Annotated in this window: 27 protein-coding genes and 1 riboswitch; of the genes, 9 read left to right on the top strand and 18 right to left on the bottom strand. The window is 35.9% G+C overall.

The window, feature by feature from the left end:
* Position 1: 1 nt before the first annotated feature.
* The gene (locus tag G9C87_RS04590; RefSeq protein ID WP_172278619.1) at positions 2-1,063 is read left to right on the top strand and encodes an efflux RND transporter periplasmic adaptor subunit; all 1,062 of its coding nucleotides are present in this window, start codon (positions 2-4) and stop codon (positions 1,061-1,063) included.
* A 7-nt stretch (positions 1,064-1,070) separates the two neighbouring features.
* Positions 1,071-4,256: an efflux RND transporter permease subunit gene (locus G9C87_RS04585; protein ID WP_172278617.1), complete on the top strand. Its 3,186-nt coding sequence runs from the start codon at positions 1,071-1,073 to the stop codon at positions 4,254-4,256.
* Positions 4,257-4,387: 131 nt separating this feature from the next.
* Here G9C87_RS04585 and G9C87_RS04580 read toward each other — a convergent pair whose 3' ends face one another.
* From G9C87_RS04580 to metE, 4 genes are all read right to left on the bottom strand, one after another.
* Positions 4,388-5,368, bottom strand: a complete 981-nt coding sequence (locus tag G9C87_RS04580) for a hypothetical protein (protein ID WP_172278615.1) — start codon at positions 5,366-5,368, stop codon at positions 4,388-4,390.
* A 218-nt stretch (positions 5,369-5,586) separates the two neighbouring features.
* Positions 5,587-6,033 (bottom strand): KTSC domain-containing protein, encoded by a 447-nt coding sequence (locus G9C87_RS04575; RefSeq protein WP_172278613.1) that lies wholly within the window; start codon positions 6,031-6,033, stop codon positions 5,587-5,589.
* 615 nt (positions 6,034-6,648) lie between these two features.
* Positions 6,649-6,774 carry a hypothetical protein gene (locus tag G9C87_RS20840; RefSeq protein ID WP_262888801.1) on the bottom strand — a complete coding sequence of 42 codons (126 nt, stop codon included), beginning with the start codon at positions 6,772-6,774 and terminating at the stop codon, positions 6,649-6,651.
* Positions 6,775-6,852: 78 nt separating this feature from the next.
* A complete protein-coding gene (metE, locus tag G9C87_RS04570; RefSeq protein ID WP_172278611.1) occupies positions 6,853-9,162 on the bottom strand; it encodes a 5-methyltetrahydropteroyltriglutamate--homocysteine S-methyltransferase in 2,310 nt (769 codons plus the stop codon).
* A 258-nt stretch (positions 9,163-9,420) separates the two neighbouring features.
* Positions 9,421-9,607, bottom strand: a riboswitch (cobalamin riboswitch).
* Positions 9,608-9,762: 155 nt separating this feature from the next.
* Between metE and G9C87_RS04565 the strand changes: the two genes are divergently transcribed.
* A complete protein-coding gene (locus G9C87_RS04565; protein WP_172278609.1) occupies positions 9,763-10,224 on the top strand; it encodes an Lrp/AsnC family transcriptional regulator in 462 nt (153 codons plus the stop codon).
* 13 nt (positions 10,225-10,237) lie between these two features.
* On the opposite strand, the gene G9C87_RS04560 is transcribed toward G9C87_RS04565, so the two are convergent.
* The 12 genes from G9C87_RS04560 to G9C87_RS04505 all read right to left on the bottom strand — a co-directional run bounded on the left by G9C87_RS04560 (position 10,238) and on the right by G9C87_RS04505 (position 19,339).
* Complete coding sequence (locus G9C87_RS04560; RefSeq protein WP_172278607.1) at positions 10,238-10,771, bottom strand: Crp/Fnr family transcriptional regulator; 534 nt, start codon at positions 10,769-10,771, stop codon at positions 10,238-10,240.
* A 13-nt stretch (positions 10,772-10,784) separates the two neighbouring features.
* Entirely contained in the window at positions 10,785-11,165 is a 381-nt protein-coding gene (locus G9C87_RS04555; RefSeq protein ID WP_172278605.1) for a VOC family protein, read from the bottom strand.
* A 141-nt stretch (positions 11,166-11,306) separates the two neighbouring features.
* Entirely contained in the window at positions 11,307-11,693 is a 387-nt protein-coding gene (locus tag G9C87_RS04550) for a hypothetical protein (protein ID WP_172278603.1), read from the bottom strand.
* 109 nt (positions 11,694-11,802) lie between these two features.
* On the bottom strand, positions 11,803-12,384 hold the full coding sequence (locus G9C87_RS04545; RefSeq protein ID WP_172278601.1) for a hypothetical protein: 582 nt from the start codon (positions 12,382-12,384) through the stop codon (positions 11,803-11,805).
* Positions 12,385-12,517: 133 nt separating this feature from the next.
* Positions 12,518-13,099 carry a GDP-mannose pyrophosphatase NudK gene (gene nudK / locus G9C87_RS04540; RefSeq protein WP_172278599.1) on the bottom strand — a complete coding sequence of 194 codons (582 nt, stop codon included), beginning with the start codon at positions 13,097-13,099 and terminating at the stop codon, positions 12,518-12,520.
* Entirely contained in the window at positions 13,086-13,445 is a 360-nt protein-coding gene (locus tag G9C87_RS04535) for a DUF4406 domain-containing protein (RefSeq protein ID WP_172278597.1), read from the bottom strand. Before G9C87_RS04535 ends, nudK begins: the two co-directional genes overlap by 14 nt.
* 67 nt (positions 13,446-13,512) lie before the next feature.
* Positions 13,513-14,094, bottom strand: coding sequence for a Crp/Fnr family transcriptional regulator (locus G9C87_RS04530; RefSeq protein ID WP_172278595.1), 582 nt, complete (start codon positions 14,092-14,094; stop codon positions 13,513-13,515).
* 119 nt (positions 14,095-14,213) lie between these two features.
* Entirely contained in the window at positions 14,214-16,469 is a 2,256-nt protein-coding gene (locus G9C87_RS04525) for an ATP-binding cassette domain-containing protein (protein WP_172278593.1), read from the bottom strand.
* Positions 16,470-16,555: 86 nt separating this feature from the next.
* The gene (locus tag G9C87_RS04520) at positions 16,556-17,461 is read right to left on the bottom strand and encodes a TIGR01777 family oxidoreductase (protein WP_172278591.1); all 906 of its coding nucleotides are present in this window, start codon (positions 17,459-17,461) and stop codon (positions 16,556-16,558) included.
* A gap of 25 nt (positions 17,462-17,486) precedes the next feature.
* Entirely contained in the window at positions 17,487-17,831 is a 345-nt protein-coding gene (locus G9C87_RS04515; protein WP_172278589.1) for a hypothetical protein, read from the bottom strand.
* A 4-nt stretch (positions 17,832-17,835) separates the two neighbouring features.
* Entirely contained in the window at positions 17,836-18,432 is a 597-nt protein-coding gene (locus tag G9C87_RS04510; protein ID WP_172278587.1) for an HPP family protein, read from the bottom strand.
* Positions 18,433-18,442: 10 nt separating this feature from the next.
* Positions 18,443-19,339, bottom strand: coding sequence for an arginase family protein (locus tag G9C87_RS04505; protein WP_172278585.1), 897 nt, complete (start codon positions 19,337-19,339; stop codon positions 18,443-18,445).
* Between the two features lie 172 nt (positions 19,340-19,511).
* On the opposite strand from G9C87_RS04505, the gene G9C87_RS04500 reads away from it, so the two are divergent.
* The 4 genes from G9C87_RS04500 to hisS all read left to right on the top strand — a co-directional run bounded on the left by G9C87_RS04500 (position 19,512) and on the right by hisS (position 22,613).
* Positions 19,512-19,847 carry a single-stranded DNA-binding protein gene (locus G9C87_RS04500; protein ID WP_172278583.1) on the top strand — a complete coding sequence of 112 codons (336 nt, stop codon included), beginning with the start codon at positions 19,512-19,514 and terminating at the stop codon, positions 19,845-19,847.
* 13 nt (positions 19,848-19,860) lie between these two features.
* Entirely contained in the window at positions 19,861-20,316 is a 456-nt protein-coding gene (locus G9C87_RS04495) for an HRDC domain-containing protein (protein WP_228456952.1), read from the top strand.
* A gap of 204 nt (positions 20,317-20,520) precedes the next feature.
* Positions 20,521-21,153: an MgtC/SapB family protein gene (locus G9C87_RS04490; protein ID WP_172278581.1), complete on the top strand. Its 633-nt coding sequence runs from the start codon at positions 20,521-20,523 to the stop codon at positions 21,151-21,153.
* Between the two features lie 92 nt (positions 21,154-21,245).
* Positions 21,246-22,613 carry a histidine--tRNA ligase gene (hisS, locus tag G9C87_RS04485; RefSeq protein ID WP_172278579.1) on the top strand — a complete coding sequence of 456 codons (1,368 nt, stop codon included), beginning with the start codon at positions 21,246-21,248 and terminating at the stop codon, positions 22,611-22,613.
* A 53-nt stretch (positions 22,614-22,666) separates the two neighbouring features.
* Here the strand turns inward: hisS and G9C87_RS04480 are convergent, their stop codons facing one another.
* Complete coding sequence (locus G9C87_RS04480; protein WP_172278577.1) at positions 22,667-23,608, bottom strand: ketopantoate reductase family protein; 942 nt, start codon at positions 23,606-23,608, stop codon at positions 22,667-22,669.
* A gap of 159 nt (positions 23,609-23,767) precedes the next feature.
* Here G9C87_RS04480 and G9C87_RS04475 point away from each other — a divergent pair, with 159 nt between their 5' ends.
* Together G9C87_RS04475 and G9C87_RS04470 are read left to right on the top strand one after the other, a co-directional pair.
* The gene (locus G9C87_RS04475; RefSeq protein WP_172278575.1) at positions 23,768-24,430 is read left to right on the top strand and encodes a GNAT family N-acetyltransferase; all 663 of its coding nucleotides are present in this window, start codon (positions 23,768-23,770) and stop codon (positions 24,428-24,430) included.
* Between the two features lie 60 nt (positions 24,431-24,490).
* A complete protein-coding gene (locus tag G9C87_RS04470; protein WP_172278573.1) occupies positions 24,491-25,291 on the top strand; it encodes a class I SAM-dependent methyltransferase in 801 nt (266 codons plus the stop codon).
* 49 nt (positions 25,292-25,340) lie between these two features.
* On the opposite strand, the gene G9C87_RS04465 is transcribed toward G9C87_RS04470, so the two are convergent.
* A complete protein-coding gene (locus tag G9C87_RS04465) occupies positions 25,341-25,577 on the bottom strand; it encodes a YtxH domain-containing protein (RefSeq protein WP_172278571.1) in 237 nt (78 codons plus the stop codon).
* Between the last annotated feature and the right edge of the window lie 11 nt (positions 25,578-25,588).

The raw sequence follows: 25,588 nt of genomic DNA, 5'->3' as shown, positions 1-25,588 counted from the left end.
AATGAAAAAAACTTTAATATATATCATCGTAGCGGCTGTACTTATTGGTTTAGCAGCTTATAAGATTGCGGGAAACAAAGAAAAACAGACACAGGAAGTAAAAGAAGTTGCCAAGCAGGTTGATAAGATCAACGTTAATGTGGTAACCGTAAAGAGAGAAAATATCGATACGGATTACTCAGCGAATGGAACGTTTCTTCCAAAGCAGGAAATGAATCAGTCTTCTGAAATTGCAGGACGTATTGTAAGTGTTCTAGTAAAAGAAGGTTCAAGAGTTTCTGCAGGTCAGACTTTAGCAACTATTAAAAGAGATGCTATTGAGGTAGATGTATCACAGGCTCAGAATAACTTACAAAACGCAATTATCGACAATCAGCGTTATGAAAATGCTTATAAAACAGGAGGAGTTACCAAGCAACAGCTTGATAATTCAAGATTACAGCTTAAAAATATGCAGGCTGCTGTAAAAGCTCAGGGTGTAAGAGTAAATGATACCAGCATCCGGGCAGGGATCAGTGGTACAATTAATAAAAAAATGGTGGAGCCTGGAACTGTAGTTTCAGTGGGAACTTCCATGTTTGAGATCGTTAATATCAATACCTTAAAACTTTCCGTTCTGGTGGATGAAAGCCAGGTTGGGAAAATCCAGTTAGGTCAGGTAGTTCCAATTAGCGTAAATGTTCTACCTGAAGATTCTTTCAGTGGAAGAATTACATTTATTGCTCCTAAAAGTGATGCTTCTTTAAATTTCCCGGTAGAAATTGAAGTTCCGAACAAAGGAAACCTGAAAGCCGGTATGTATGCAACTGCAGTATTCAAAACAAACAACGGAGCTGAAACTCAGAACATGCTTACTGTTCCTGCGGAAGCATTTGTAAACGGGGTGAGCTCTGGCCAGTTGTTTATCGTTCAAAATGGAACTGCCAAATTGATCAAAGTAACGATCGGGAAAGTGTACGGAGATAAAGTACAGATTCTTACAGGTCTTACTGAAGGTCAACAGGTAATTACCAGCGGACAGATCAACTTGGATAATGGGTCAAAAATCAATATTGTAAAGTAGTAGACTTATGAAGTTAGCAGAAATATCGATCAAAAGACCCTCGTTGGTAATTGTATTATTTACAATTCTGACACTGGGGGGTATCCTGAGTTATACACTCATGGGATACGAATTGATTCCGAAGTTTGAAACCAATATGGTAACAATTTCTACGACCTATCCGGGAGCTTCGCCTGCAGAGGTGGAAACTTCCGTAACCCGGAAAATTGAAGATGCCGTAGGTTCTTTGGAAAATGTAAAAAAAGTAGAGTCTTCTTCATATGAAAGTTTATCCGTGATCATGGTTCAGCTGAACGATGGTGCGGATGTGGATTATGCTTTGAATGATGCTCAGCGTAAAGTAAATGCAGTTCTTAAAGATCTTCCGGATGATGTAGATCCGCCTTCACTGAATAAATTCTCATTGGATGATTTACCTATTATTACGATGAGTGTTTCTTCGAATAAATTGAATAACAAAGAACTTTATGACCTTTTAGATAAAAAAATAGAGCCTATTTTCTCCCGTGTAAACGGAGTAGCACAGGTTGATCTTGTAGGTGGACAGGAAAGAGAGATTCAGGTGAATCTTGATGAGAAAAAATTGCAGGGTTATGGACTTTCCATCGGAGATGTTCAGCAGGCTATCCTTTCATCCAACCTGGATTTCCCTACGGGAAGTTTGAAATCGAGAACGACAAAATCTACGATCAGATTATCGGGAAAATATAAATCGATCCAGGAAATGAACAACCTTGTTGTTTCCAATAAAGATGGAGCTCAGGTTCGTTTATCCGATATTGCTACTGTTTTCGACTCTCAGAAAGATGTTGAGAAAGTGGCGAGATTTAACCAGTTTCCGACGATCTTAATGCAGGTTAAGAAACAGTCTGATGCGAATGCGGTTGCTGTATCTGAAAGTGTTCAGAAAACCATAGCAAAAGTAGAAGAAGCGTATAAAGTTCAGGGGATAAAAGTGAAGGTAGTAAATGATACTACGGATTTTACTCTTGAATCTGCCAACCACGTTATTTTTGACTTGTTCCTGGCAATCGTCCTTGTAGCTATTGTGATGTTATTATTCCTTCACAGTATCAGAAATGCCTTTATCGTAATGGTTTCTATTCCGGCTTCGTTAATTGCAGCCTTCATTGGAATGAACCTGATGGGGTATACACTGAACCTGATGAGTTTATTAGGACTATCCCTGGTGGTTGGTATCCTTGTGGATGATGCGATCGTGGTATTGGAAAACATTTACCGTCACATGGAGATGGGTAAAAGTAAGATCAGGGCTGCGTATGATGGAGCGTCTGAAATTGGATTTACGGTTGCTGCAATTACATTGGTAATCGTGGTGGTATTCCTTCCGATTGCAATGAGTTCAGGTCTTGTAGCAAACATCCTTGGACAATTTTGCGTCACGGTTGTTATTGCAACCTTATTATCATTGTTGGCATCATTTACCATTATCCCTTGGTTATCATCAAGATTTGGTAAGCTGGAGCACTTAACAGGTAAAAACTGGTTTGAAAAATTCATTCTTTGGTTTGAAGGACTGATTGATAAATTCACACACTGGATCACAGGCATTCTTGAGTGGTGTCTGAAGTCAACGTTAAGAAGGATATCAACGGTAGTGATCACCTTTATTATTCTGATCTCTTCGTTCATGTTGGTAGCATTTGGTTTCATTGGTGGTGAATTTTTCCCTCCAATCGACCGTGGTCAGTTCTTAGTTCAAATGGAATTATCAAAAGATGCGACCGTTGAAAAGACCAACCAGTTAACTTTAGATGTAGAGAAGTTTTTAAGAAATGATAAAGATGTTGTGGATCTGATTACCACTGTTGGTCAGCAGTCAACAGGTTTTGGTGGAGCTCAGGCAACGACTTATCAGTCTGAAGTTCAGGTAAACCTTACTGATAAATCTGAGCGTGCTGAAAGTACGAACATCAAAGCAGCTAAAGTAAAAAGAGCATTAGAAGAGAAATTTACAGGAGTTGAGTTTAAAACGGCTCCAATTGGTATCCTGGGTGCTGAAAATGCACCGATCGAAATGGTTGTAACAGCTCCTGATAATGCTACAGCAGTAAAAGAGGCAACAAGAATTCTGGAACTGTTGAAAAAAGTTCCCGGGGCAGTAGATGCTGAACTATCAACAGATACCGGTAACCCTGAAGTTCAGGTAAATATAGACAGAGATAAAATGGCTTCTTTAGGCTTGAATCTTCAGAGTGTAGGACAAACAATGCAGACAGCATTCAACGGAAACACAGATGGGAAATACAGAGCCGGAGAATATGAATATGATATCAATATCCGTTTCGGTGATGCGAACAGACAGTCTATTGATGATGTTAAGAACCTGATGTTCACAAATCCTAGAGGAGAAAAGGTTCGTTTGAGTCAGTTTGCAGAAGTGAAAATGGGTTCAGGACCAAGCTTACTTGAGCGTAGAGATAAATCTCCTTCCGTAAAAGTAAGAGCAAAGGCGGTAGGTAGACCGGTGGGGGATGTTGCGAATGAATGGGCAGACCAGTTCATGAAGAGCGATAAAAAACCTATCGGAGTGGATTACATCTGGAGTGGTGATATGGAAAACCAGCAGGAAGGTTTCGGTACTTTAGGTATTGCCTTATTGGCGGCTATCGTATTGGTTTACCTGGTAATGGTTTCCTTATATGACAGTTTTGTTTATCCGTTTGTGGTATTGTTCTCGATTCCGCTTGCGATGATCGGAGTTATGGTTATCCTTGCCTTAACAGCAAATTCACTGAACATCTTTACGATGTTAGGGATGATCATGTTGATTGGTCTTGTGGCGAAGAATGCGATCCTGATTGTTGACTTTACCAATGCTAGAAAAGCAGCAGGATCAAATACACACGATGCCTTGATTCAGGCTAACCATGCTCGTCTTCGTCCTATTCTTATGACAACCATCGCGATGATCTTCGGGATGTTGCCAATTGCATTGGCAAGTGGAGCAGGAGCCGAATTTAATAAAGGTCTGGCTTGGGTAGTTATCGGTGGTTTAACATCGTCTTTATTCCTTACCTTGATCATCGTACCAGTAGTATACTCTCTGTTTGATTCAATTCTAAGAAGAATGGGTCAGCATGAGAAAACAGACTATGAGGCTGAAATGAAGGCTGATTACGAGCACAGAGAACTAAGTGATGACGGATTTACTCCTAAACATTTAGATTAAAATAACAACCTTAATTAACCGAAAAAGCGTATCAGAAATGATACGCTTTTTTTGTTTTTATAAAATAAGTGATATTGTTAAATTGTTTCGAACAATTGTAGGATACATCAATACTATTTTGAAAGACAACTTTATTTTGCCTTAGAAGAGTTATACGGTGGGTAGTTCCAGCGATTATTCCAATTGATGATGGTATCCATTTTTACTTTGTTTACTTTATGTTTCAGATCATTTGTGATTTCAGCAAAGTAATTTGATTTGTCATTGTCTTTTAATAAAATATAAATCTGTTCATTAGAAGCTAAGAAATTACCGGATGATTTATACTTTGTATCATAAGTAATCTTTTTTATCAGTTCTTTAGCTCTTTCTGTTTTGTATTGAATAGTAGCCTTTGTGAGATCTTCGAATTCAAAAAAGATATCATCAGCACGATATACTTTTCCTTTTACCCTTTTATCATAGAATTCTTCCAGGATGGGAAAATAAGAAGGTTTTGGATGATTTTTAATATATTCTACAGAAATATTCATATGAATTGCTCCTTTCTCAAAAATATTTTTCTTTAAAAAATCCTTAATGATTAGACTATCCTGTGGTTTTTTGTAATTGGCAAAATAATCTAGCAGAGCCATATTGTCAAAATAAAAATCAGAAGCATTCCTAGTTAATAATTTTTTAACGTAGGGATAGTATTTAGGATCAGGATGATTTTGATGTTCAAGAAGATAGATGAAAACATAACCTTCAAGATAGCTCCGGGTTTCAATATGGGTAAGAATAGATTCAAATAATTCCTTCTTCTGCTCTTTTGTGAAGATACTTTTCTTACTTTCTTCAAACATCATAGCCTCAGGGACTGTCATCTCATTCATAGTGTCATAACTTGTACTGATCACCAATGTTTTTTTGTTATCAAGATTTTTCATAAGAACCTTAAAACATTCCTGAGGATACTTTACCAAAAGAATTTTAAAGAAATAAAAAGCCACTTTCGGATTTTCGTGGGATGATAAATTGATGATATCTGTTCTTGAAAATTGTTTTAATAAGTTATTTCTAAATTGATCTTTAAATATGTTTTCACTAGATGATGTTATTTGCTGAATCACATTTCTCTGTTGCTGATTATATTGACAAGAAATTAATGATATGAATAAAACGAAAGATAGAATAGAAGTGACTTTCATAAGAACTGTGAGTAATAATTATTTCTAATTTCTAAAATAACGAAATCATAATTAAATTTGATATAATAAAATAAAAATCTAAAAAAAATAAAGGCTTCCAGAATAAACTGAAAGCCTTCGCTTTTATTTTATACAAAAAATTAATCTGCCATGGCCTCACCTGATTTTCTGTAGATGAAGTTTCCGTAAATATGTCTTCTTGCAAAACGGCTCGGTGAGTCAGCATTTACCATTTTGATATAGGTGTTTCTTGGAACTCCCAGGTATTCATACATCATTCCGTTTAAATGCTGGATCTTCAGAACCTGTTTCTCAAAATAGAAATCGTGAATATTAGATTTTGTAGTTGTTTCTACATATTCCTCCTTATACTTTTCCTGTGTTTCCGGGTTAATGCTCACCAAAAAGTGGTAGGCTTCAATTACAGATTTGCTTTTTTCTTCCGCTTCCAGTTTTCCGGCTTCATCATTGATAAATTTATCAGGATGAGAATCTTTCATCGTATTCCTGTAAATGGTTTTTAATTCCTGTAACGTTACTGTTTTATCAACCCCAAGAAGCTTTCTATGTTCACCAACTCTTTTCATATCTAAATATTTTATTGATTCTAAGGATTCTATGTAATTGTTATATCCATAAGTATGAATGCATACAATGCTATTTTAGATTCCATAGTATAATCCTTTTTTCGGGGTGCAAAATTAAGTAATTAATTCCAGAAAATCATAACTTATTCATTATTAATTTATTTGGATGTCATTTCTTTATCTCATTTCGGAAATGACTCATTTACTATCAGGGATGCAAGTTTTTATAATGGCAAATAATAAAATAGACCAAGGAAGCCATACTATAAGACCAGTAAGAGTATTGGCTATTTTGTATTCTAGAATATTGAATTTTAGATTATCCAATCTCTTTTTCCTTATTAATATAAAAAATAAAATTATAAATGATATTGATAATATATATATTATAATCTTTGAATTAAAGTCCAATTCTGATTCATTTGAAACAGTGCTAGAAATTTTAAATATAAATATTAAAAATTGGGGAATTAGAACCAAACAATAGGCAAAAATATAAATTGTAAATATTATAATAGAATTTATATATGCTTCTGTACTGGTTTTATTTCGCTTTTTAAAAAATTGATATACCATAAAAGGCATGAACAAAATCCATCTCATTAAGGTATTGTATTAAAGATTTAATTCTTCAATCTTTGTTGAAACATAGCTTTTGAATTCAGATTGTATATCAAAACTTGAATACATAATATTTTGTTTTTCGTGATAAAAATTTCTTACGAATTCTTCTGTAGTCATTGATTTATTTTTATTAAACAAAAAAGCAGAAGCTTACGCCTCTGCCTTGCAATATAAGAAAAATAATAATCAGTTCTATTAAACTTTCTCAGTCGAATAAGTAGCAGCCACTTCTTTCGAAGCTGCTACCATAGCGATCAAAGCTTTTTCTGTTTCCTCCCAATGACGGGTTTTCAATCCGCAATCTGGATTTACCCAAAGCTGTTCTGCAGGGATTACGGCTTGTGCTTTTTTCAGCAATGTGACCATTTCCTCTTTTGATGGAACTCTTGGAGAGTGAATGTCATATACTCCAGGGCCGATCTCGTTTGGATATTTAAAGTCTGCGAAAGCATTTAATAACTCCATTTGGCTTCTTGAGCATTCTATCGTGATGACATCGGCATCCATATCGGCGATATTGTGGATAATGTCATTAAACTCGGAATAACACATATGCGTGTGGATCTGTGTAGCATCCTCGACACCGCTTGCGGAGATTCTGAAAGCTTCTACAGCCCATTGAAGGTAATTTTGCCATTCTGCCTTACGCAAAGGAAGACCTTCTCTGATAGCTGGTTCATCGATCTGGATAATTCTGATTCCTGCTTTTTCAAGATCGTTTACTTCATCACGGATTGCCAGAGCAATCTGCTTACAGGTGGTAGAACGAGGCTGATCATCACGTACAAATGACCATTGAAGAATCGTTACGGGGCCGGTCAACATTCCTTTTACCCATTTTTGAGTTAATGACTGGGCATATTGCGACCAGTAAACCGTCATTGGCTGAGGCCTGTGAACGTCTCCATAAATAACCGGTGGTTTTACACAGCGGCTTCCGTAGCTTTGAACCCATCCGTTTTGAGTAAATGCAAATCCTGCGAGCTGTTCCCCAAAATACTCGACCATATCGTTTCGTTCAAATTCTCCATGTACCAATACATCAATTCCGATTTCCTCTTGCCATTGGATGGTTCTCTGTGTTTCTTCTTTAAGCAGCTGATCATATTTCTGGGCAGTCAGGTCTCCTTTCTTGAATTGAGCTCTCCAGCTTCTTACTTCTTTGGTTTGAGGAAAGGACCCAATTGTTGTTGTCGGAAATAAAGGAAGCTCCAATGCGTTCTGCTGTGCTTCTTTTCTCACATTAAAAGGACTGTTTCTCTGTGCGTCACTTTCTGTAGTTACAGCAACACGGTTTTTCACATCCTGATTGTGAATTAGTGTTGAAACTTTTCGGTTTTCAATAGCTTTTTTATTTTCAGCTAATTCCTGTAAAGTGTTGTAATCCGGGTTTTCTGAAGCTAATTTTTTTAAGGTAACAATTTCATAAACTTTTTGCCTGGCAAAAGCCATCCATTGTTTGATCTCCGGAGATAGTATATTTTCATTTTTCTCCAGGTCAAGATCGAAAGGAGAATGAAGTAATGAACATGACGGTGCAATGAAAACTCTTTCAGAACCTAATGCAGCAATAGCTTTTTTGATGAAAACCAGAGACTGATTGAAATCGTTTTTCCAGATATTTCTTCCGTCTACGACTCCTAATGAGAGGATTAATGTTTCAGGAATTGCATTGATGACCTCATCCAATTGTTCCGGGGCTCTTACCAGATCAATGTGTAATGCATCAACAGGTAGAGTAGTGGCCAATGAAAGGTTATCTTTTAACCCATCAAAATAGGTGGTCACAATGAATTTAAGGTTCGGAAACTGTTTGGCAATTTCAGCATAAATGTTCTGGTAAACTTCTTTTGCTTTCTGATCAAGGTCTAGTGCTAAAAACGGCTCATCCAGCTGGATCCATTCTGCTCCGTTTTTTTCAAGCTCTTTTAAGATCTCGACGTAAACCGGAAGAAGATTTTGTGCTAAATCCAATTTATCAAAACCTTCTTCTTTTTCTTTTCCTAATAATAAATAGGTTACCAATCCAAGTATAACAGGCTTTGTATGAATTCCTGCTTCCTTCGCTTCAATAAACTCATTGACGATTTTATGGGACAATAATTTGAATTGCTGATCTTTTTGGAATTCTGGAACGATATAATGATAATTGGTATCAAACCATTTTGTCATTTCCATGGCTGTAATATCGTGTCCTTCTTTCTGATAACCTCTGGCCATAGCAAAGTAAAGATCTAGCTCATTTGGTGTAATATCCTGATAACGGGAAGGAATAGCTCCAACAGATAATGTCATGTCCAATACCTGATCATAAAAAGAAAAGTCATTGGATGGAATCAGATCAATTCCTGCTTCTTGTTGTAGTTCCCAGTTTTGCTTTCTGATTTTTTTTCCTGCCTCTAAAAGTTCCTGTAACGATGTTTTACCTGCCCAATATAGTTCGCAGGCTTTTTTAAGTTCTCTGTTGCTACCGATTCGCGGATAGCCAAGGATGTGTGTTTGCATTTTCTTTAAACTTTTAATTAAATTTTGGTTTTAAAAGTTCTTATAATGCTTCATAACGCAATCGGGAAATAGTTTTTAGCAATAGAGAAGATACAATGTAGACGTAATTTTCCCATTGAGGGATAGATTGTTGGGTAGCCTGAAATTAATTTTCATAAAAAACATTACGTTTAAACTCAAATAAATTCTGAGTTTAAAACCCAATCCAATACGTTCAAAAGTATCATCTGTATGACCAAAAGCTTCAGACCGCGAAAGCATTGTCAATTCGGAACAGGCAGGTCTCCTGACTTGTAACAGTTTTTGTCATCCTTCCCGCTTGTGGCAGTGGATATTCAGGGACAAAAACCTCTGTTGTGTTACTTACAGTTGCGCGACAGCTCGTGATTTTCACACGATTCCCTATTAATCTACCTTAAGTAAAACCTTTTCCGTTTGATGAAGTATGTTAAAGAACAAAATAGGGTGTAAAGGTATTAATTTAAGATGTTTAATTGGCTTAAATGCAAAAAATAAGGATATTGTTTTGTTTTTAATTGAATTTGTAAGTTATTTATTCTGTAAATTTGAAAATATAAATCGAAAAAAGAATATTATCCTGTGGAAAGACTAGACGATAAAGACCTTCAATTGTTAAGAATCCTTCAAAAAAATGCAAAATTGACCGTTAAAGAATTGGCAAAGGAAATTAACCTTTCTCCATCTCCTGTTTTTGAGCGTGTTAAAAGGTTGGAGCAGGAGGGTTATATCAAACATTATGCGGCTGTCCTGGAAGCTGAGAAACTGAATCGTGGTTTTACAGTTTTCTGTCAGGTTAAATTAAAGATCCACGACAGGTCTGTGGGAAATGAGTTTGTACAGGAAATTACACTGATAGACGAAGTTGCGGAATGCTATAATATTTCGGGCGATTTTGATTTCCTTCTCAAAGTTCAGGTACGCGATATGAAACACTACCAGGATTTTGTATTTAATAAATTAGGTTCCGTCGACTCGATAGGTAGCACACACAGTACTTTTGTAATGGCAGAAGTGAAGAATAACCATGGAGTTACTATATAGAGTACATCTCTTATTAGATTTTTTTTCCTCTGATCCTGCTTAATGATACAGAAGTGATACCAAGATAAGATGCAATATAATACTGAGGAACCCGGCGGAAAATCTCTGGGGATTGCTTTATAAGCTCATTATATCTTTCCTCTGCAGAATCTTTTATACGGGAAATAAAGAGCTTCTGATATTTAAGTAAGCGTTCCTGTAGATAGCTGTAATACAGTTCCTTGCTGTCCGGATTATTTTCAATTATTTGTCTGAAATCCTCAATAGAAGTGCTATATACAGTACAGGGTTCTATCGTTTCGATATTATAAATACTTGGAGAATTATAAAACAGACTTTCCCACGACGAAATAAAGTTTCCTTCAAACAAAAACTGAAATGTAATTTCCTTACCGTCATTATTAAGCCAACCTCTGGCAACTCCTTTTTTGAGATAGTAAAATTTACGCGCCATCTTACCTTCTTCCGTTAGCAAGGTTTTGCTAGGCAATTCTTCCTGTTCAAAATTACTAAGGATTTTAGCCAAGGCGTTTTTATCTGGGGACATGCTCAAGAAGATTTTAAATATAATTACTCACTTCAATCAGGTTCTGATCAGGATCCCGAAAGTAGACGGACCTTATTTTGCCAATTGCTCCGGTTCTGATAACAATACCCTCGATGATTTCGATGTTTTTTTCTTTAAGTTCTTTTAAAACATCATGTACATCTGTTGTGGCAATAAAGCACAGATCTGCAGAACCGGGAGTAGCATGTAGTGCCTTTGGCTCAAATTCATTGCCTTTCTGATGCAGGTTGATTTTTTGGTTTCCAAAAGCAAGTGCTTTCCGGTTATCTCCGAATGAGACCGCTTCAAATCCCAGGATGTCTGTATAAAAAGAGATGGTTTTTTCGATATCAGCTACCGTTAGAACGATATGATCAATGTTTTGAATTTCCATGGTATTGTTTTTAATGTAAAAAGATCAGAAGGTAAGATTTCTCTGATCATCGGTTGTAATGCACAATTATAGACGGAAAAAATGGTAAGAAAAGCAGTGAAAATATTATCTGGGATGTTGATATTTATATATCATCCAGTGCTATTTTCTAGTACTATTTATATAGATTATCTCAGGCTTTTTTCCGTCTAAATCCCTTTTATTCCGACCAAAAACACCTATTTCAATATCATTTGGGTTCTTATTCTCAATTTCAGAAGGGCTTACATAAGTATACATTCCATATCCGTGACCTGAAACGATCCAACCCTCAGTTTTATTTAGGTGGATAGTCCCAAAATCTCCTGCCGGCCCACCTGTAAATACAGGCCCAAATTCTTTCATTTGGTTTATTGCTTCATCTTTTACGCTTTTTATAGTGTCAGCATTATCAAAAATAATATATGTGCCATTTTTAAAAAGTACCCAATCCTGAAATTTGGGGTTTATTGCCAATTTAACATTCTTAATTAATTCAGCCTCACTCATTACATTACTATTTTTGCTTTATTTTGAATTAGGTTTATCACTACAATTTAATAAAAATGAAATGATAATTAAAAAGAACCCTGTTTCATTGATTAGTATTAATTGATGTTTAATCTAGCCTCTGCTGCTGCAGGTAGGTCAAAGTTGAATTTTTAACAAACTCTTCCATAGAAGTTTCTTTATCTGCATTTTTATTCGTCAGTTCAAAAAGATATTGAATTAAATTGCCCAGTTTACTATCCTTGCAGGTCACTCTGAATCTTTTGGCCTTCGGGCTGGATTCGAGGAACGTTAGTTCTGTGGTATTGCTTAATTTTACATTATTGACATCGAAACCGGCACGGGGATTTTTCTGAAGACGCAGAAATCTTTTCTGGGTTTTGTCGGTACTTTCCTCTATGAATTTTTCCATTTGATAATCGGTCAGGAGTTGCGGATAGATAAGTCCTTCCCGTAAAATTAAACTTGTTAGTTTATCCGATTTATCATAGAAAATGGTTTTATCATCAAATTGTATCTGATTATCTTTTACAACGATCTTTCCTTCAAATTTGTTATAAGTCTTCTTTTTATAATCATTTTTGAACTGCTCGGTAAGTGCTTTTTCCTTAATGCTTACACTTTCCTTTTTTTGACCAAAGGCAGCTAATGATAATGATAATAAGATAATTAATGAAAATTTCCGTTTCATATTTTTAAATTTTAAGTGTACTTCTCACATCCTTTTCGGGAAATTCTAAGGCTAAGAAACCAGGAATGAAAAATACTTATTTTATTTTAAATTCAGTTTTTATGATATTAGTTTTTTAGCAGCAAAGATGATGCTACAAAATATTTTTTACACGAAGATATTGAAGGAGCATGATTGTTTTTGCATCTTTAATCTCCCCGTTATCGATCATTTGCAATACTTCACCGAAAGATAACTCCAGCACTTCAATATCTTCACCTTCTTCTTCAAGGCCACCACCATCTGCTATTTTCATTTCTTTAGAATATTCCGCAATGAAAAAATGAAGAATTTCAGTTACTGACCCCGGAGACATATAAGATTCAAAAACTTTTTCTACCCGAGAAATCTGGTAGCCTGTTTCTTCTTCGGTTTCTCTTCTGATACAATCTTCAGGATTGTCATCATCCAGTAAACCTGCACAGGCTTCTATAAGCATTCCTGTTGAATTTCCATTAATAAACGTAGGTAATCGGAATTGCTTTGTCAGAATAACCGTATTTGTATTTTTATTGTAAAGCAGGATCGTGGCACCATTTCCTCTGTCATAAGCTTCTCTGCTTTGGATTTCTACTGATCCGTCGTTTTTTGTCTTTTCATAGGTAACCTTTTTAAGGGTGTACCAGTTATCTGATAAGATTTCAGTCTTTATGATTTTCACTTTATTGTTCTGCATAGGGAATATCTTCTATATGATAATAAATTTTCAGTCCTCTTTCTTGAGCAATTCTTACATCCTCATCAGCTCCTTTGGATGCTCCTTCTATCCGTAATACAGCATCACATTTTTCCAGAATTCTGTGGGCAATCGGATATTGTATTTCCTGCCAGGCTTCATCACCCATCTTTGTTGAACCGGCAAGGTGTATCAGTGGTAATGCCACCCATTCACCGATCATCGGGATATGACCTTTCCTGAAAATAGGCAATGCTGCTGATTCTAGTTTATTCAGATTTTGTTTGATGAGTTTTGGATCATCGTGGGTACCACTTCGGTAAGGTCCGGCAATTAATATTAGCATTATCTTTTATTTTTAAGTAAAATAAAGAAAGAAACCATGTAAAAAAAATAAGATAGTTTAAGAGTATTCATTTTTTATTTTTATTGGTTTTTATGGTACTTAGAAATTCGGGCGTGATCCCAAGATAAGAAGCGATTTGCTTTTGGGTAATACGTTCTGCCGCCACAGGATATTTCCGGATAAAGGCATTATAACGTTCCTCTGAAGACAGGGAGAGATTCTCAATAATCCTGAGCTGTTCCCTGGTATAAGCATTCTGCATCATAATTCTAAAGAATATTTCAAATTTCGGAACCGTGGAATATAATTTATCCAGGTCTCCTTTTTTCAATTGAAAAATAATACTATCCTCAAGTGCTTCAATATTCAGCATAGCGGGTTTTTCATTAACGAAACAATACATATCAGTGATCCACCAATCAGGAAGGGCAAACATAATTGTGGATTCTTTACCTGTCGCATCCAGATAAAAAGCACGCAGCTGGCCCGAATGAACAAAGCTGATTTCTTTACAGGGTTCCTGCTGTTTCAGGATACATTCTTTTTTTCTGACTTTCCTTTCGCGTAACAAAGAATAGAAATAATTGGCTTCATCATCGCTGAGCGATATATGTCGGGATATATTCCTTAAGATTAAGCTGTTATTCATGGTTATCAGATACCTTTAATTTCTCTGTAATGTACGGGCTAAATTAATATTTATTTTCCAACAAATCCTGTAAAATGCCTTTAAATTGAGAGATTTTGATCGATATAGATCATATCTTACTATTTTCCATGGAGATGTTTTTTCAGATATTTAGACGTTTGGGACTGGGAAGCGGATAAAAGATGTTCTACAGTCCCTTCGAACATAATTTTACCACCCAACTTTCCGGCTCCGGGACCAATGTCAATAATCCAGTCTGCCTGAGCAATAATATCCAGATTATGTTCAATGACGATAAGGGTGTTATCTTTATTCACAAGCTCCTCAAAAAATAAAAGCAACTTTTCATTGTCGATAGGGTGAAGTCCGGTGCTGGGTTCATCCAGAACTATAACCCTGGCAGTATGGTTTAATTCTTTTGTTAATTTTAGACGCTGCCTTTCACCGCCGGAAAAGCTGTCGAGCCGCTGGCCTAAAGTAAGGTAATCTAAACCAAGTTTGATCAGCAGGGTAAGCTCATGTCCGAATCCTTGTTTGGGAAAAAAACTTAGCGCTTCTAAAACGGTCATATCCATCACCTCAGCAATATTTTTTTTGTGATAATGATATTGAAGAACTTCGGGCTTGTATCCTGATCCCTGACAAACTTCGCAAGGTTGCTCGATATCATCCATAAATGCGAGGTCCACTTTTTCTATTCCCAGACCTTTACAATTGGGACAGGCGCCCTCTCCGTTCCGGCTGAAAAGCTTATCCGAAACATTGTTTGATTCTGCAAAAAGCTTTCGGACCGTATTGGAAAGATTGAGATAAGTAAGCAGGTTGGAACGGCTGCTGGCCGTAAAAACAGATTGATCAATGACGGTTAATTCCGGATAAAAAAGAGGAAGTATTTTATTGATCAGCGTGCTTTTACCGGAACCTGCAACTCCCGTTACAACCGTCATAACTCCTTTCGGGATTTTTATGTCAATATTTTGAACATTAAACATACTTCCGTTTTTTATTTCAATAAATCCTTTTGCTGATCGGGGATTTTTATTATAATCTGGAATTTTGCTGAAATAGATTCCGGTTTTGCTTTTAGCCGTTTTTAGATTCTTAAAAGTTCCCTGATACATAATCTCGCCTCCATTTTTTCCGGATGCAGGTCCCATATCTACGACAAGGTCTGCTATTTTAATAAGATCAGGATCATGTTCTACGATCAATACTGTATTTCCTTTATCTCTGATTTTCTTTATAATGTCTACAATATGATCAATATCTTTAGGATGAAGACCAATACTGGGCTCATCAAAAATATACAACAGATCTACAAGACTGTTTCCTAACTGTTTTACCATTTTTACCCGTTGAGATTCACCTCCGGACAGAGTATCTGTCTGCCGGTCCAGCGTGAGATACTGCAATCCTATATCGATGAGATTTTGAAGTTTTTTTTCCAGCTCCAATAGGATGGAAGAGTAGGTTTTGGAGGGGATGGACTGGATGAATACCAGAAGTTCATCCACTGATAGTGCTGTACAATCGGCAATGTTTTTATCAGCAATTTTACAGGACAAAACTTTTGGATTCAATCTTTTTCCTTTGCAGACCGGGCAGTCTTTAGTAATGATTACTTTTTTCAGCGTTTCTTTTCTGGTGATATTCTCTTTTGAGTCCTTTTTTAAAAATGAGTTTTCAATCCTTGGAATTACTCCTTTATACTTAACCGTTTTCCCCCATTCTTTTGAAGGATGTTTAGGAGTGTGCTCTTCAGCATTCAGTAATAATTCCCATTCATTTTTTGTATAGTCCTTTAATTTTTTATCATTGTCAAAATATCCGGAATGAATATATCGGGTCAGCCGCCAGCCACCGGGTTGAAAAGTAGGAAACCGTATAGCACCTTCGTTTAGGGATTTATTTTTATCAAAGAGAGTTTCAGTATTTACCGTTTGTACAAATCCAAGACCTTCGCATTCAGGACACATTCCCTGGGGATTATTAAATGAAAATACATTGGAATATCCCACAAAAGGCTCACCGATTCTTGAAAAAAGTAATCGTAAAGAAGCATAAATATCGGTTGCGGTTCCCACTGTAGAACGGGCGTTACCTCCTAATCTCTTTTGATTGATGATAAATGGAACATTCAGATTTTCAATTTTATCTACATTCGGAACACCAAAATGTTGCAGGCGGTTTCTGATGAAGCTATTTTGGGTTTCATTGATCTGCCTCTGAGCTTCAGCCCCGATCGTTTCAAAAACAAGGGATGATTTTCCTGATCCCGATACTCCAGTGAAGACTGTGATTTTGTTCTTAGGTATTTTTAAGGAGATATTTTTAAGATTATTCTGTCTGGCTTTGGTAACAATGATGTCTTTCATAATGTGGTATTTAGATATGAAATCAGATACTTCAATATTAACAGATACTTTCTCTTCATGTATCCTCTGAGAAAAGACCGTGGATCTTATTTCTTCAGTAAATCTTCCAGCGAATCTCTCAGATCAGGAAACTGAAACCGATAGCCTGCATTCTGAATTTTTTGGGAATCAACCCTTGAGCCTTCCAGTAAAGCAACAGAAAGCTCTCCAAAAATGATCTTCAGTACAAATGCAGGAACATTAGGCATAAACAAAGGTTTGTGTAAAACCTCTGCAATTTTTTCCGTAAACTGTTCGTTGGTTGTATGTTGTGGTGATGCAGCATTATAAGCTCCTTTTAGCTGAGGATTTTTTAGAGCAAATTCATATATACCGATGATATCTTTCAGATGAATCCACGGCATATATTGTTTTCCGGTTCCAATGGGTGAACCGATTCCCAGCCGCACGGGAGTTGCCATTTTTTTTAAGGCTCCGTCTTTTTCAGATAGTACGATGGATGTTCTTACTCTAACAACTCTTTCTGCAACATTCTGACTAAGAAATTCATCAGCAGCTTGCTCCCAAAGCATAACTACCTTTCCAAGGAAATCATCGGCTTTTTCATCTTCCTCTGAGAAAATTTTCTGTGAAGTATAAGCTCCATAAATTCCCGTGGCGGAAGCTGATATAAAAGATTTTAACTTGATGTTTTTCTTTTTTAAAGTATCAAGAATAAGTTTTGCAGAATCAATCCGGCTGGAAATAATCTCTTTTTTTCTGTCATCCGACCATCTTTTTTCAGAAATATTGGCTCCAGCAAGATGAATGATATGACTGATATTTTCAAATGCCGAATCATCAATTGTCCTATTACTAATATCCCATTCGTATTCATTGTCTGTGGTCTTTTTCCGGGTCAGCAACCGGACCGTATATTCCGAATCTATCTTTTTTGATAGCTCTCGGGCAACCATTCCATTAGCTCCGGTAATTAAAACAACTTCTTTCATAGATATTAATTTTGGTGGTGTATTCTTAGGTTTGATTTTTTACAATCAATACAAAATCATCTTCCAAAAGTTTATAACCGTAATCGTAAATGAATTTATATTCCGAACCGTTTTTATAAACTTTAATGTTAGTGATGTAATCGAAATCAAAACCTAAGCCATCCAGCTTTGAACGTGAAATTTTTGTTTTACCTTCCACGTTTATTTCCGTAAGAATACGGTAGTTTTTGCGGAGTTTATTATTAATGTTCCGCATCAGGTTATTGGAGTCTTTATTCTGCTTATTGTTATAGGCGTTGCGGCAGGCGTCATTGCAGAATTTTTTGTCTGATCTTCCGATGATCTTTTCGCCACATTCTAGACAATTCATAATATTATTTTTTCATTTTGTGTTGATGCTTTTTCTTTAATAACCGCAGAAATCTTGTATGGTTAGGATAACTTCTGTTGGAGGTAATATTATTGAAAAATAAAGCAACAAGAAGCAGGATGATACACCCTGATAGAACAGGAGATAATGCATACCAATATCCCAGTTCCGGAATTTTTCCTGATGAGGTAACGGCGATCAATGCTGTAGCTCCACCAGGTGGATGCAGGGTTTTCGTATACTGCATCAGAACGATTGAAAACGCAACAGCCAACGGAGCTGACAGCCATAGCACGTCGGGAACTATTTTATAAATCGTTACACCCACCAATGCTGAAAGAACGTGACCTCCTACAAGATTCCGGGGTTGTGCCAACGGACTTTGAATGGCTCCATAGATTAAAACGCTGGATGCCCCGAACGAGCCGATCAGAAAAATGTTCTCCTGTTCCAAAAGATAGTGCGACTGGATGAATGCAATGATTCCGATTCCAAAAAATGCACCTAAAAAAGACCAGAAATGTTCTTTGTAATCGACGAGCGTTTCTTTATAAATTACATATTTCGAAACCCTTAGTGTTCTTTTTATTTTCTGCTTCATGAATTCTTCTTTATTTTTTTATTATCTGGGTTAAATTTTCAACAAATGCCTTTGTGTAGACGCCTTGCTTATCGTAGTCAGGGTCTAATATAGTAATTTCTATTCCAAAACATTGGTCATTCTCAATCAATGGGGTCATAATTTCCCGGAGGTTATTATAGTCGATTCCATCTTCTGTTCTGCTGTCAACAGCCGGCATAATCTGATCATTCAATACATCAACATCGAAATGAATGAAAAAACCATCCAAACCTTTCTGTTGAACCATTTTTAAAAAATCTTCAGCAGTTTTGCTGAAACCATTTTTACGTAGACTTTCCAGATCATAATAATTAACGCCTGAATTAATAACCTGGTTTACATAGTCTTCATCGTCTGTTTCTGCATTTCCTACACAGAAGATGTTTTCTTCAATAAAATAGGGCCTCAGGCCACGAATATTGGTTAGTTTTTGATGTCCCATTCCTGAAACGATAGCCAGATCCATTCCGGCTACGCCACCACTTGATGAAAGTTCAGGTGGAATATAGTCAGTATGTCCGTCAAGATAAAATAAACCAAAATTTCCCAGCTTTTTAAGGGCGATTGCAGTTCCTATTAAAATACTGCAGTCACCGCCAATGATTACATTGAGGGTGTTTTTATCATAGTTTTTCAGGATCAGGTCAGATTGCTTTTGGGCATATTCAATGATTCGATCTGGATTTTTTACCTGGGTTTCTTCATCAAAATCCATTGCATAGTCAGGACCATTAAGTCTCAAAATATTCTTAGGATGGAGCTTAGCATGAAAATTAAGTTTTCGAAGCCAATCCGGAAGTTTTCTTACTCCGGGCTCTGTTTCATGTTCTTTTTTAGTAAGGCCTAAATTAAAAGGAAATTCAAAGATGTTGATCTCTTTTTTCATACCATGAATATTTAATCAAAGGTACGGATTATCCGTTTACAAACGACTACAAATGAATTTAAATAGTTTATAACCGACTTTAATGGGCTGGGATGGCAATCTTTGCAACAGAGATTTGAGAAAGCAGTGAACGTCTCTTATCTGATAATATTAATCTTTAAAATTTATAGTTATGTCACTAAGAAACAAAGTAACATTAATCGGTTACACAGGAAAAGAAGTAGAAATGATCAACTTCGACAGTGGAAATGTAAAAGCAAGCGTGTCTTTAGCAACGAGTGATCACTACACCAATGCAAAAGGTGAAAAAGTAGAAGAAACACAATGGCATAATCTGATTGCCTTTGGAAAAGTTGCGGAGATCCTTCAGAAGTATGTTCCCAAAGGAAAAGAAATTGCTATTGAAGGAAAGCTTACCTACAGATCTTACGATGATAAAGATGGTGTAAAAAGGTATATTACAGAAATAAGGGTTGATGAAATCCTGCTGTTAGGGGGTAATAAATAATACAAAAACACAGATGATGAGAGTAAAAGTTTTTAAAATAAGGCTGCCCGAAGAGTATCTGTATACAGATCAGCAGGCATTAGACGATTTTCTCGGAAATCATGAAATTATTAAAACGGAAACCGCTTTTGTACACGACGAGCTTTACTGGTCAGTTGTCTTATACTTCGAAGAACTGAAAGCAGGAGTATCTGCTGTAAAAGAATCCAAAAGTGTAAAATATTCGGCAGAAAATGAAATGCTGAATAGGGATGAAGAAAAAATTCTCGATGCCCTGAAATTATGGAGATCGGAAAAAGCAAGAGAGCAAAATCTCCCAATTTATTTTATAGCCAGTAATAAAGAGCTGTTATCCGTAGCAAAATATAAACCGGCAAAAAAAGCAGAATTATTAGACATCAAAGGTTTCGGAAAACATAAAATAGAAAACTATGGTGAAGAGATTATAGAAATTCTGGAAAGTATCTGATTTATTAATTGATCAAACACAAATTGTGAAACAATGAAAAGCTGGGGGACCTGTATTCCTTCAGCTTTTTCCATACCTATTGTATGTTATGAAACCTACCGGTAAATAATGGGCATACGCACTGAAAAGTGATAATATTTTTTAATAAGACATTTGTAAATAAAACAAAAAAATAATAATTTGACATAAGCAAAAAAAAGATAAATGATTAGTATAAACGATATACTCCCTATAGTATTTTCGATTGTAATTGGAGGAATCATCGGGATCGAAAGAGAGTACCAGTTAAAATCTGCAGGACTTAGGACAATGATATTAGTGACATTGGGTTCGTGTATGTTTACCATGCTATCTTTGAGTCTTGGTGTCGAGGGAAGTCCGGATCGGATTGCAGCTAATATTATTACAGGAATCGGCTTTGTAGGGGCGGGAGTTATTTTTAAGGAGGAAAACAGGGTATCCGGACTTACAACAGCTGTGACTATTTGGATTTGTGCGGCACTGGGTATGACGATAGGTGCGGAATATTATAAGGAAGCTCTTATCGGTTCCCTATCTGTAGTTTTACTTTTGGTCCTTTTCAAATACATACAGAACGTTATCGATAGGATTACAACCCGCTATACTTATCAGATTACCCTTTCTTATAATGATGAAGTGGTGGATAAATATGAAGCCCTTTTCAAAGAATACGGACTAAAATCGAGCAGGGGTAAACAGATGAGGATCGGAGAGAAATATACGATCATATGGCGTGTACAGGGAGCTTTGAAAAATCATGAGGCTTGTACAAAAATACTGTTTAATGATGAGGGAATCGATGAGTTCAAATTTTAAATAATTAAAATCTTCCGGAATTTAAAAAGTCCTTTCAATTCCTTATTTTTGCAAGACTTATCAATTATTATTTATCATTTACCTATTATAGAATGAAGCCAAGCTTAGCAAAAGGAACGAGAGATTTTACCGCACAGGAAGTTTCAAGAAGAAAATATATCATTAATATTTTACAGAATAACTTTCAATTATTTGGATTCCAGCCTTTGGAGACACCAAGTTTTGAAAATCTTTCGACATTAACAGGGAAATATGGAGAAGAGGGAGATCGGTTAATTTTTAAGATCCTGAACTCGAGCATCAATGAAGCTAAAGAAGATAAAAAGACACAGATGCTTACCGATTTTCAAAAAGCATTGGATAAGCCTTTCAGTTCAGAAAGTCTTACGGACAAAGCTCTTCGCTATGATCTTACCGTACCTTTTGCGAGATTCGTAGCAATGAATCACGGGCAATTAACATTTCCATACAAACGATATCAGATTCAACCGGTTTGGAGAGCTGACCGCCCTCAAAAAGGAAGGTTCAGGGAGTTTTACCAGTGTGATGCCGATGTAGTAGGCAGTGAAAGTCTTTTACAGGAAGTAGAGCTGATTCAGCTGTATCTGAAATCTTTCTCAGACTTGAAAGTTTCGGTAACGATTCATGTCAACAACAGGAAAATCCTTTCAGGATTGGCAGAATATGCAGGAATTACAGATAAACTTATTGATTTTACAGTGGCCCTTGATAAATTGGATAAGATTGGAAAAGACGGTGTAATCAAGGAATTGCTTGAAAAAGGAATTTCCCCGGAATCTATCGATAAACTGGATTTCTTATTCTCTCAATCGGATGATGCTTTGGAAAACCTTCTTCAGCTGAAGGAAAAATTTGTAGGAAATGAAATAGGATTGAAAGGAGTAGAGGAACTGGAGTTTGTTCTTATGCAATCTTTAAGTCTTGGCGTAGACTTGCAGAACCTTGTTTTCGATATTACTTTAGCAAGAGGATTAGATTATTATACAGGAGCTATCTTTGAAGTGAAAGCCGATGAAGCTCAAATGGGTTCTATCGGTGGTGGTGGAAGATATGATAATCTTACGGCTGTATTCGGGGTTAAAAATATTCCGGGTATCGGTATCTCTTTCGGATTAGACAGGATTTATCTGGTTATGGAAGAGCTAGGTCTTTTCCCGGAAGAGGCTTCGTCGAAAGTAGAATATTTGTTTGCTAATTTCGGAGGGGAAGAAACACTTGAAGCTTTAAAGCTGATTATTCAACTCAGAGCAAAGGGGATTTCTGCCGAGCTTTATCCTGAAAGTGCAAAAATTAATAAGCAATTCACTTATGCAGAAAAAAAGGGAATTAAAAAGCTGGTATTCCTGGGTGAAGAAGAGATTAAAAACAGAACAGTGACTTTTAAAAACCTTGAAGCCGGAGAGCAAAAAACAGTTTCTTTGGAAGAGTTTTTGGGATAGTCTAGATTAATAAATAAAAAGAGTCTTCTTATATCGATAAGAAGACTCTTTTTTTATTTTATCTTAGCCTTTATTTCATCATATATTTTTTGAGTAAAAGGTACCTTGATTCCGTTTTCATTTCCGTATTTGATAATTGCTCCTGCAAATAATTCCAGTTCACTTTCTTTTTTTCCGGAATTAATATCCAATTGAAGGGAAGTAGGAGTTTCATGAGGAAATGCTGATGCTTTTTCAAAAGTATTCTCAATGATATTATCTTCAAGTAAAATCCCCTTTTTATCTGCAATTGCTTTTATTTCCTTCATTATTTCTTCTGCCTCATTTTTTTGTGCAGGATCTGTACAAACGGTACCAATAGAGGAATTGTATTTAGCTGTTACCAGTCCGAAACTTGCTATAAAAGTAAATTTGGTCCAGATATCAGTTAAGGCATCATCTTTAAAATCAAAATCGATCCTGCTTTCTTTGAGAACATTGATTACCCAATCTATGTTTTGGGAAAAATTTTGTGGATCCCTGCCAATAATCAACTTTCCAGTTTTCCCTTTATGTTCTACAACTCCTTTTTCTTTTATATGAGAAGCCACATAAACACATGAAGGCAATATAACATGAGCAGGAATTATTTTTCTTATTCTGTCATAAATATCAGCACCATTCATCATAGGTAATAAAATGGTATTTTCAGTAATGACTTCTTTCAGTTCTTGACAAACTCTTTCCAGGTCGTATTCTTTTACACAAATCAATACAAGATCAGGTTTTACAATTTCCCCGATATTTTCATAAACTGAATTAGCCCATGTTTTACTATATCGGTGTTCAGTGGAAATTAAGGTCAAGCCTTCCGCTTTCACTTTTTTATAGGTTTCACCTCTTGCAACAAATGATATGATATATTGGTGGAAAGTTTCATTATTCTGGCTTATTTTAAAGCCAAAATAGCCACCTACACCTCCTAAACCTATGATTACAATATGTTTTTTATTCATGAAATTATTTTTTATCTGTTTAAAACCTGGCCTTTAATAATACACTATGTTAAAGATGGTGATTTATTTTAATATTTTGAGATGTATATAATCTATATTTATTGTGAGATAAGATCAATCAATTATTATATTTATGTCAACATTTTTAATAGCCTTATCATGAAAAATAAAGCTTCAGCCGAAATATTAGAAAAGTGGTTGAAAGGATGGTCGTTATCAAGAGAATTACCTTTACCAGTTCCATATAAATCCGGTTTTACTGTTGATGTAAATACTCCTATGCAGAAAAAGCGATATCTGTTTTCTGAACCTAATGATGATTTTATTCAGCTGTCGAAGATAATTGATGAACCATGGGTATATCTGAAAGTTTCCTCAACTTTTGAAACTTTTAAGGATAAAATCCCCTCAAAATGGAAAATTCAGGGTGACCAGTATATGATGTCATGTTTTCATCCCATGGTTGCTTTAAAGCGTGGTTTCCCAGATGACTACACGATTCATCATGACGTGTATAATTCTACGTATGTTGTAAGGGTAATGACCAAAAATGGAAATGAGCAGGGAGCGATAGGAAGAGTTGCTATTGTTGATGATATGGCTGTGTATGATCAGATCATTACAGATGAGAAACACAGAAGAAAAGGACTTGCTTCTTTACTAATGAAAGAACTTGAAAAAATAGCACTGTCAAAAGGCGCCCGGAATAATTTTCTGGTGGCCACTACAGAGGGTAAATCATTATATGAAACTTTAGGGTGGGAGATTTACAGTCCTTACACTTCTATTGTGATTCCATCCGATGACTCTCTGGATGACTGATTCGGGGAATTATAATTAATATTGTTTACAATACACATCATAGCACTTATATGTTCAATCATGGAAAAGAATTATTTAGAAATTAACAGAAACTCCTGGAATGCTAAGGTGGAACCCCATCTTAAATCGGATTTTTATTTTGTTGATGAGTTTTTAAATGGAAGAAATTCACTCAATTCCATAGAACTCGAACTTTTAGGAAATATTGAAGGAAAAAAGATCCTGCATTTGCAATGCCATTTTGGACAGGATTCAATATCATTATCAAGGCTGGGAGCTGTGGTTACCGGAATTGATCTATCTGACAAAGCTATTGCCACTGCAAGAGATTTGACGAAGAAGTGTGGAACCGATACTGAATTTATTTGCTCTGATGTTTACGATCTTCCCAATGTTTTAAATGAAAAGTTCGATATTGTATTTACAAGCTATGGAACCATAGGATGGCTTCCCGACCTGGATCAGTGGGCGCAGGTTATTGCTCACTTTTTAAAACCGGATGGGAAGTTTATCATGGCAGAATTTCATCCTGTTGTCTGGATGTTTGATGATGACTTTAATAGGGTTGCTTATAATTATTTCAATGAAAAACCGATCATTGAAACATATAACGGAACGTATGCAGATCCATCAGCCGATATTACTCAGGAATATGTGATGTGGAATCATCCATTGGCAGAGGTTATCCAGAATCTAATTAAAAATAACATGACCATAAATGACTTTCAGGAATTTGACTGGTCTCCCTATCCTTGTTTTAAACACATTGTAGAATCTGAGAAAGGTAAATGGAGAATACCGCAATTTGGAAATCATATACCTTTGGTATTTGCATTGGAAGCACAAAAAAAGTCATCGTAAATAAGTATTACGATGACTTTTCTGTATATGAATGTTAAAAAAACTTGTTTTAACTTAAAGAGTCCTGAGCTTTTGTTTTAGCCTCATCAACTTTGTCCTGAACCTGGGATGCTACATCATTTGCTTTGTTCTTAAGATCATTTCCCCACTTGTTTACATTGTCCTTAACGTTGTTGATTTTGTCCTTTACAGCTTGTTGTTCTTCTGGTGTGGATTTTTTGTACTTCCAATATGCTAAAGCACCTAAACCTAATAAAGCTAATAATCCGTTTGTCTTATTTCCCATGATTTCTATTT

The organism is Chryseobacterium sp. LAM-KRS1, assembly GCF_013184525.1.
GTDB lineage: Bacteria > Bacteroidota > Bacteroidia > Flavobacteriales > Weeksellaceae > Chryseobacterium > Chryseobacterium proteolyticum.
The sequence above is the reverse complement of the archived record's forward strand: the minus strand, read 5'-3'. Positions and strand labels throughout refer to the sequence as shown.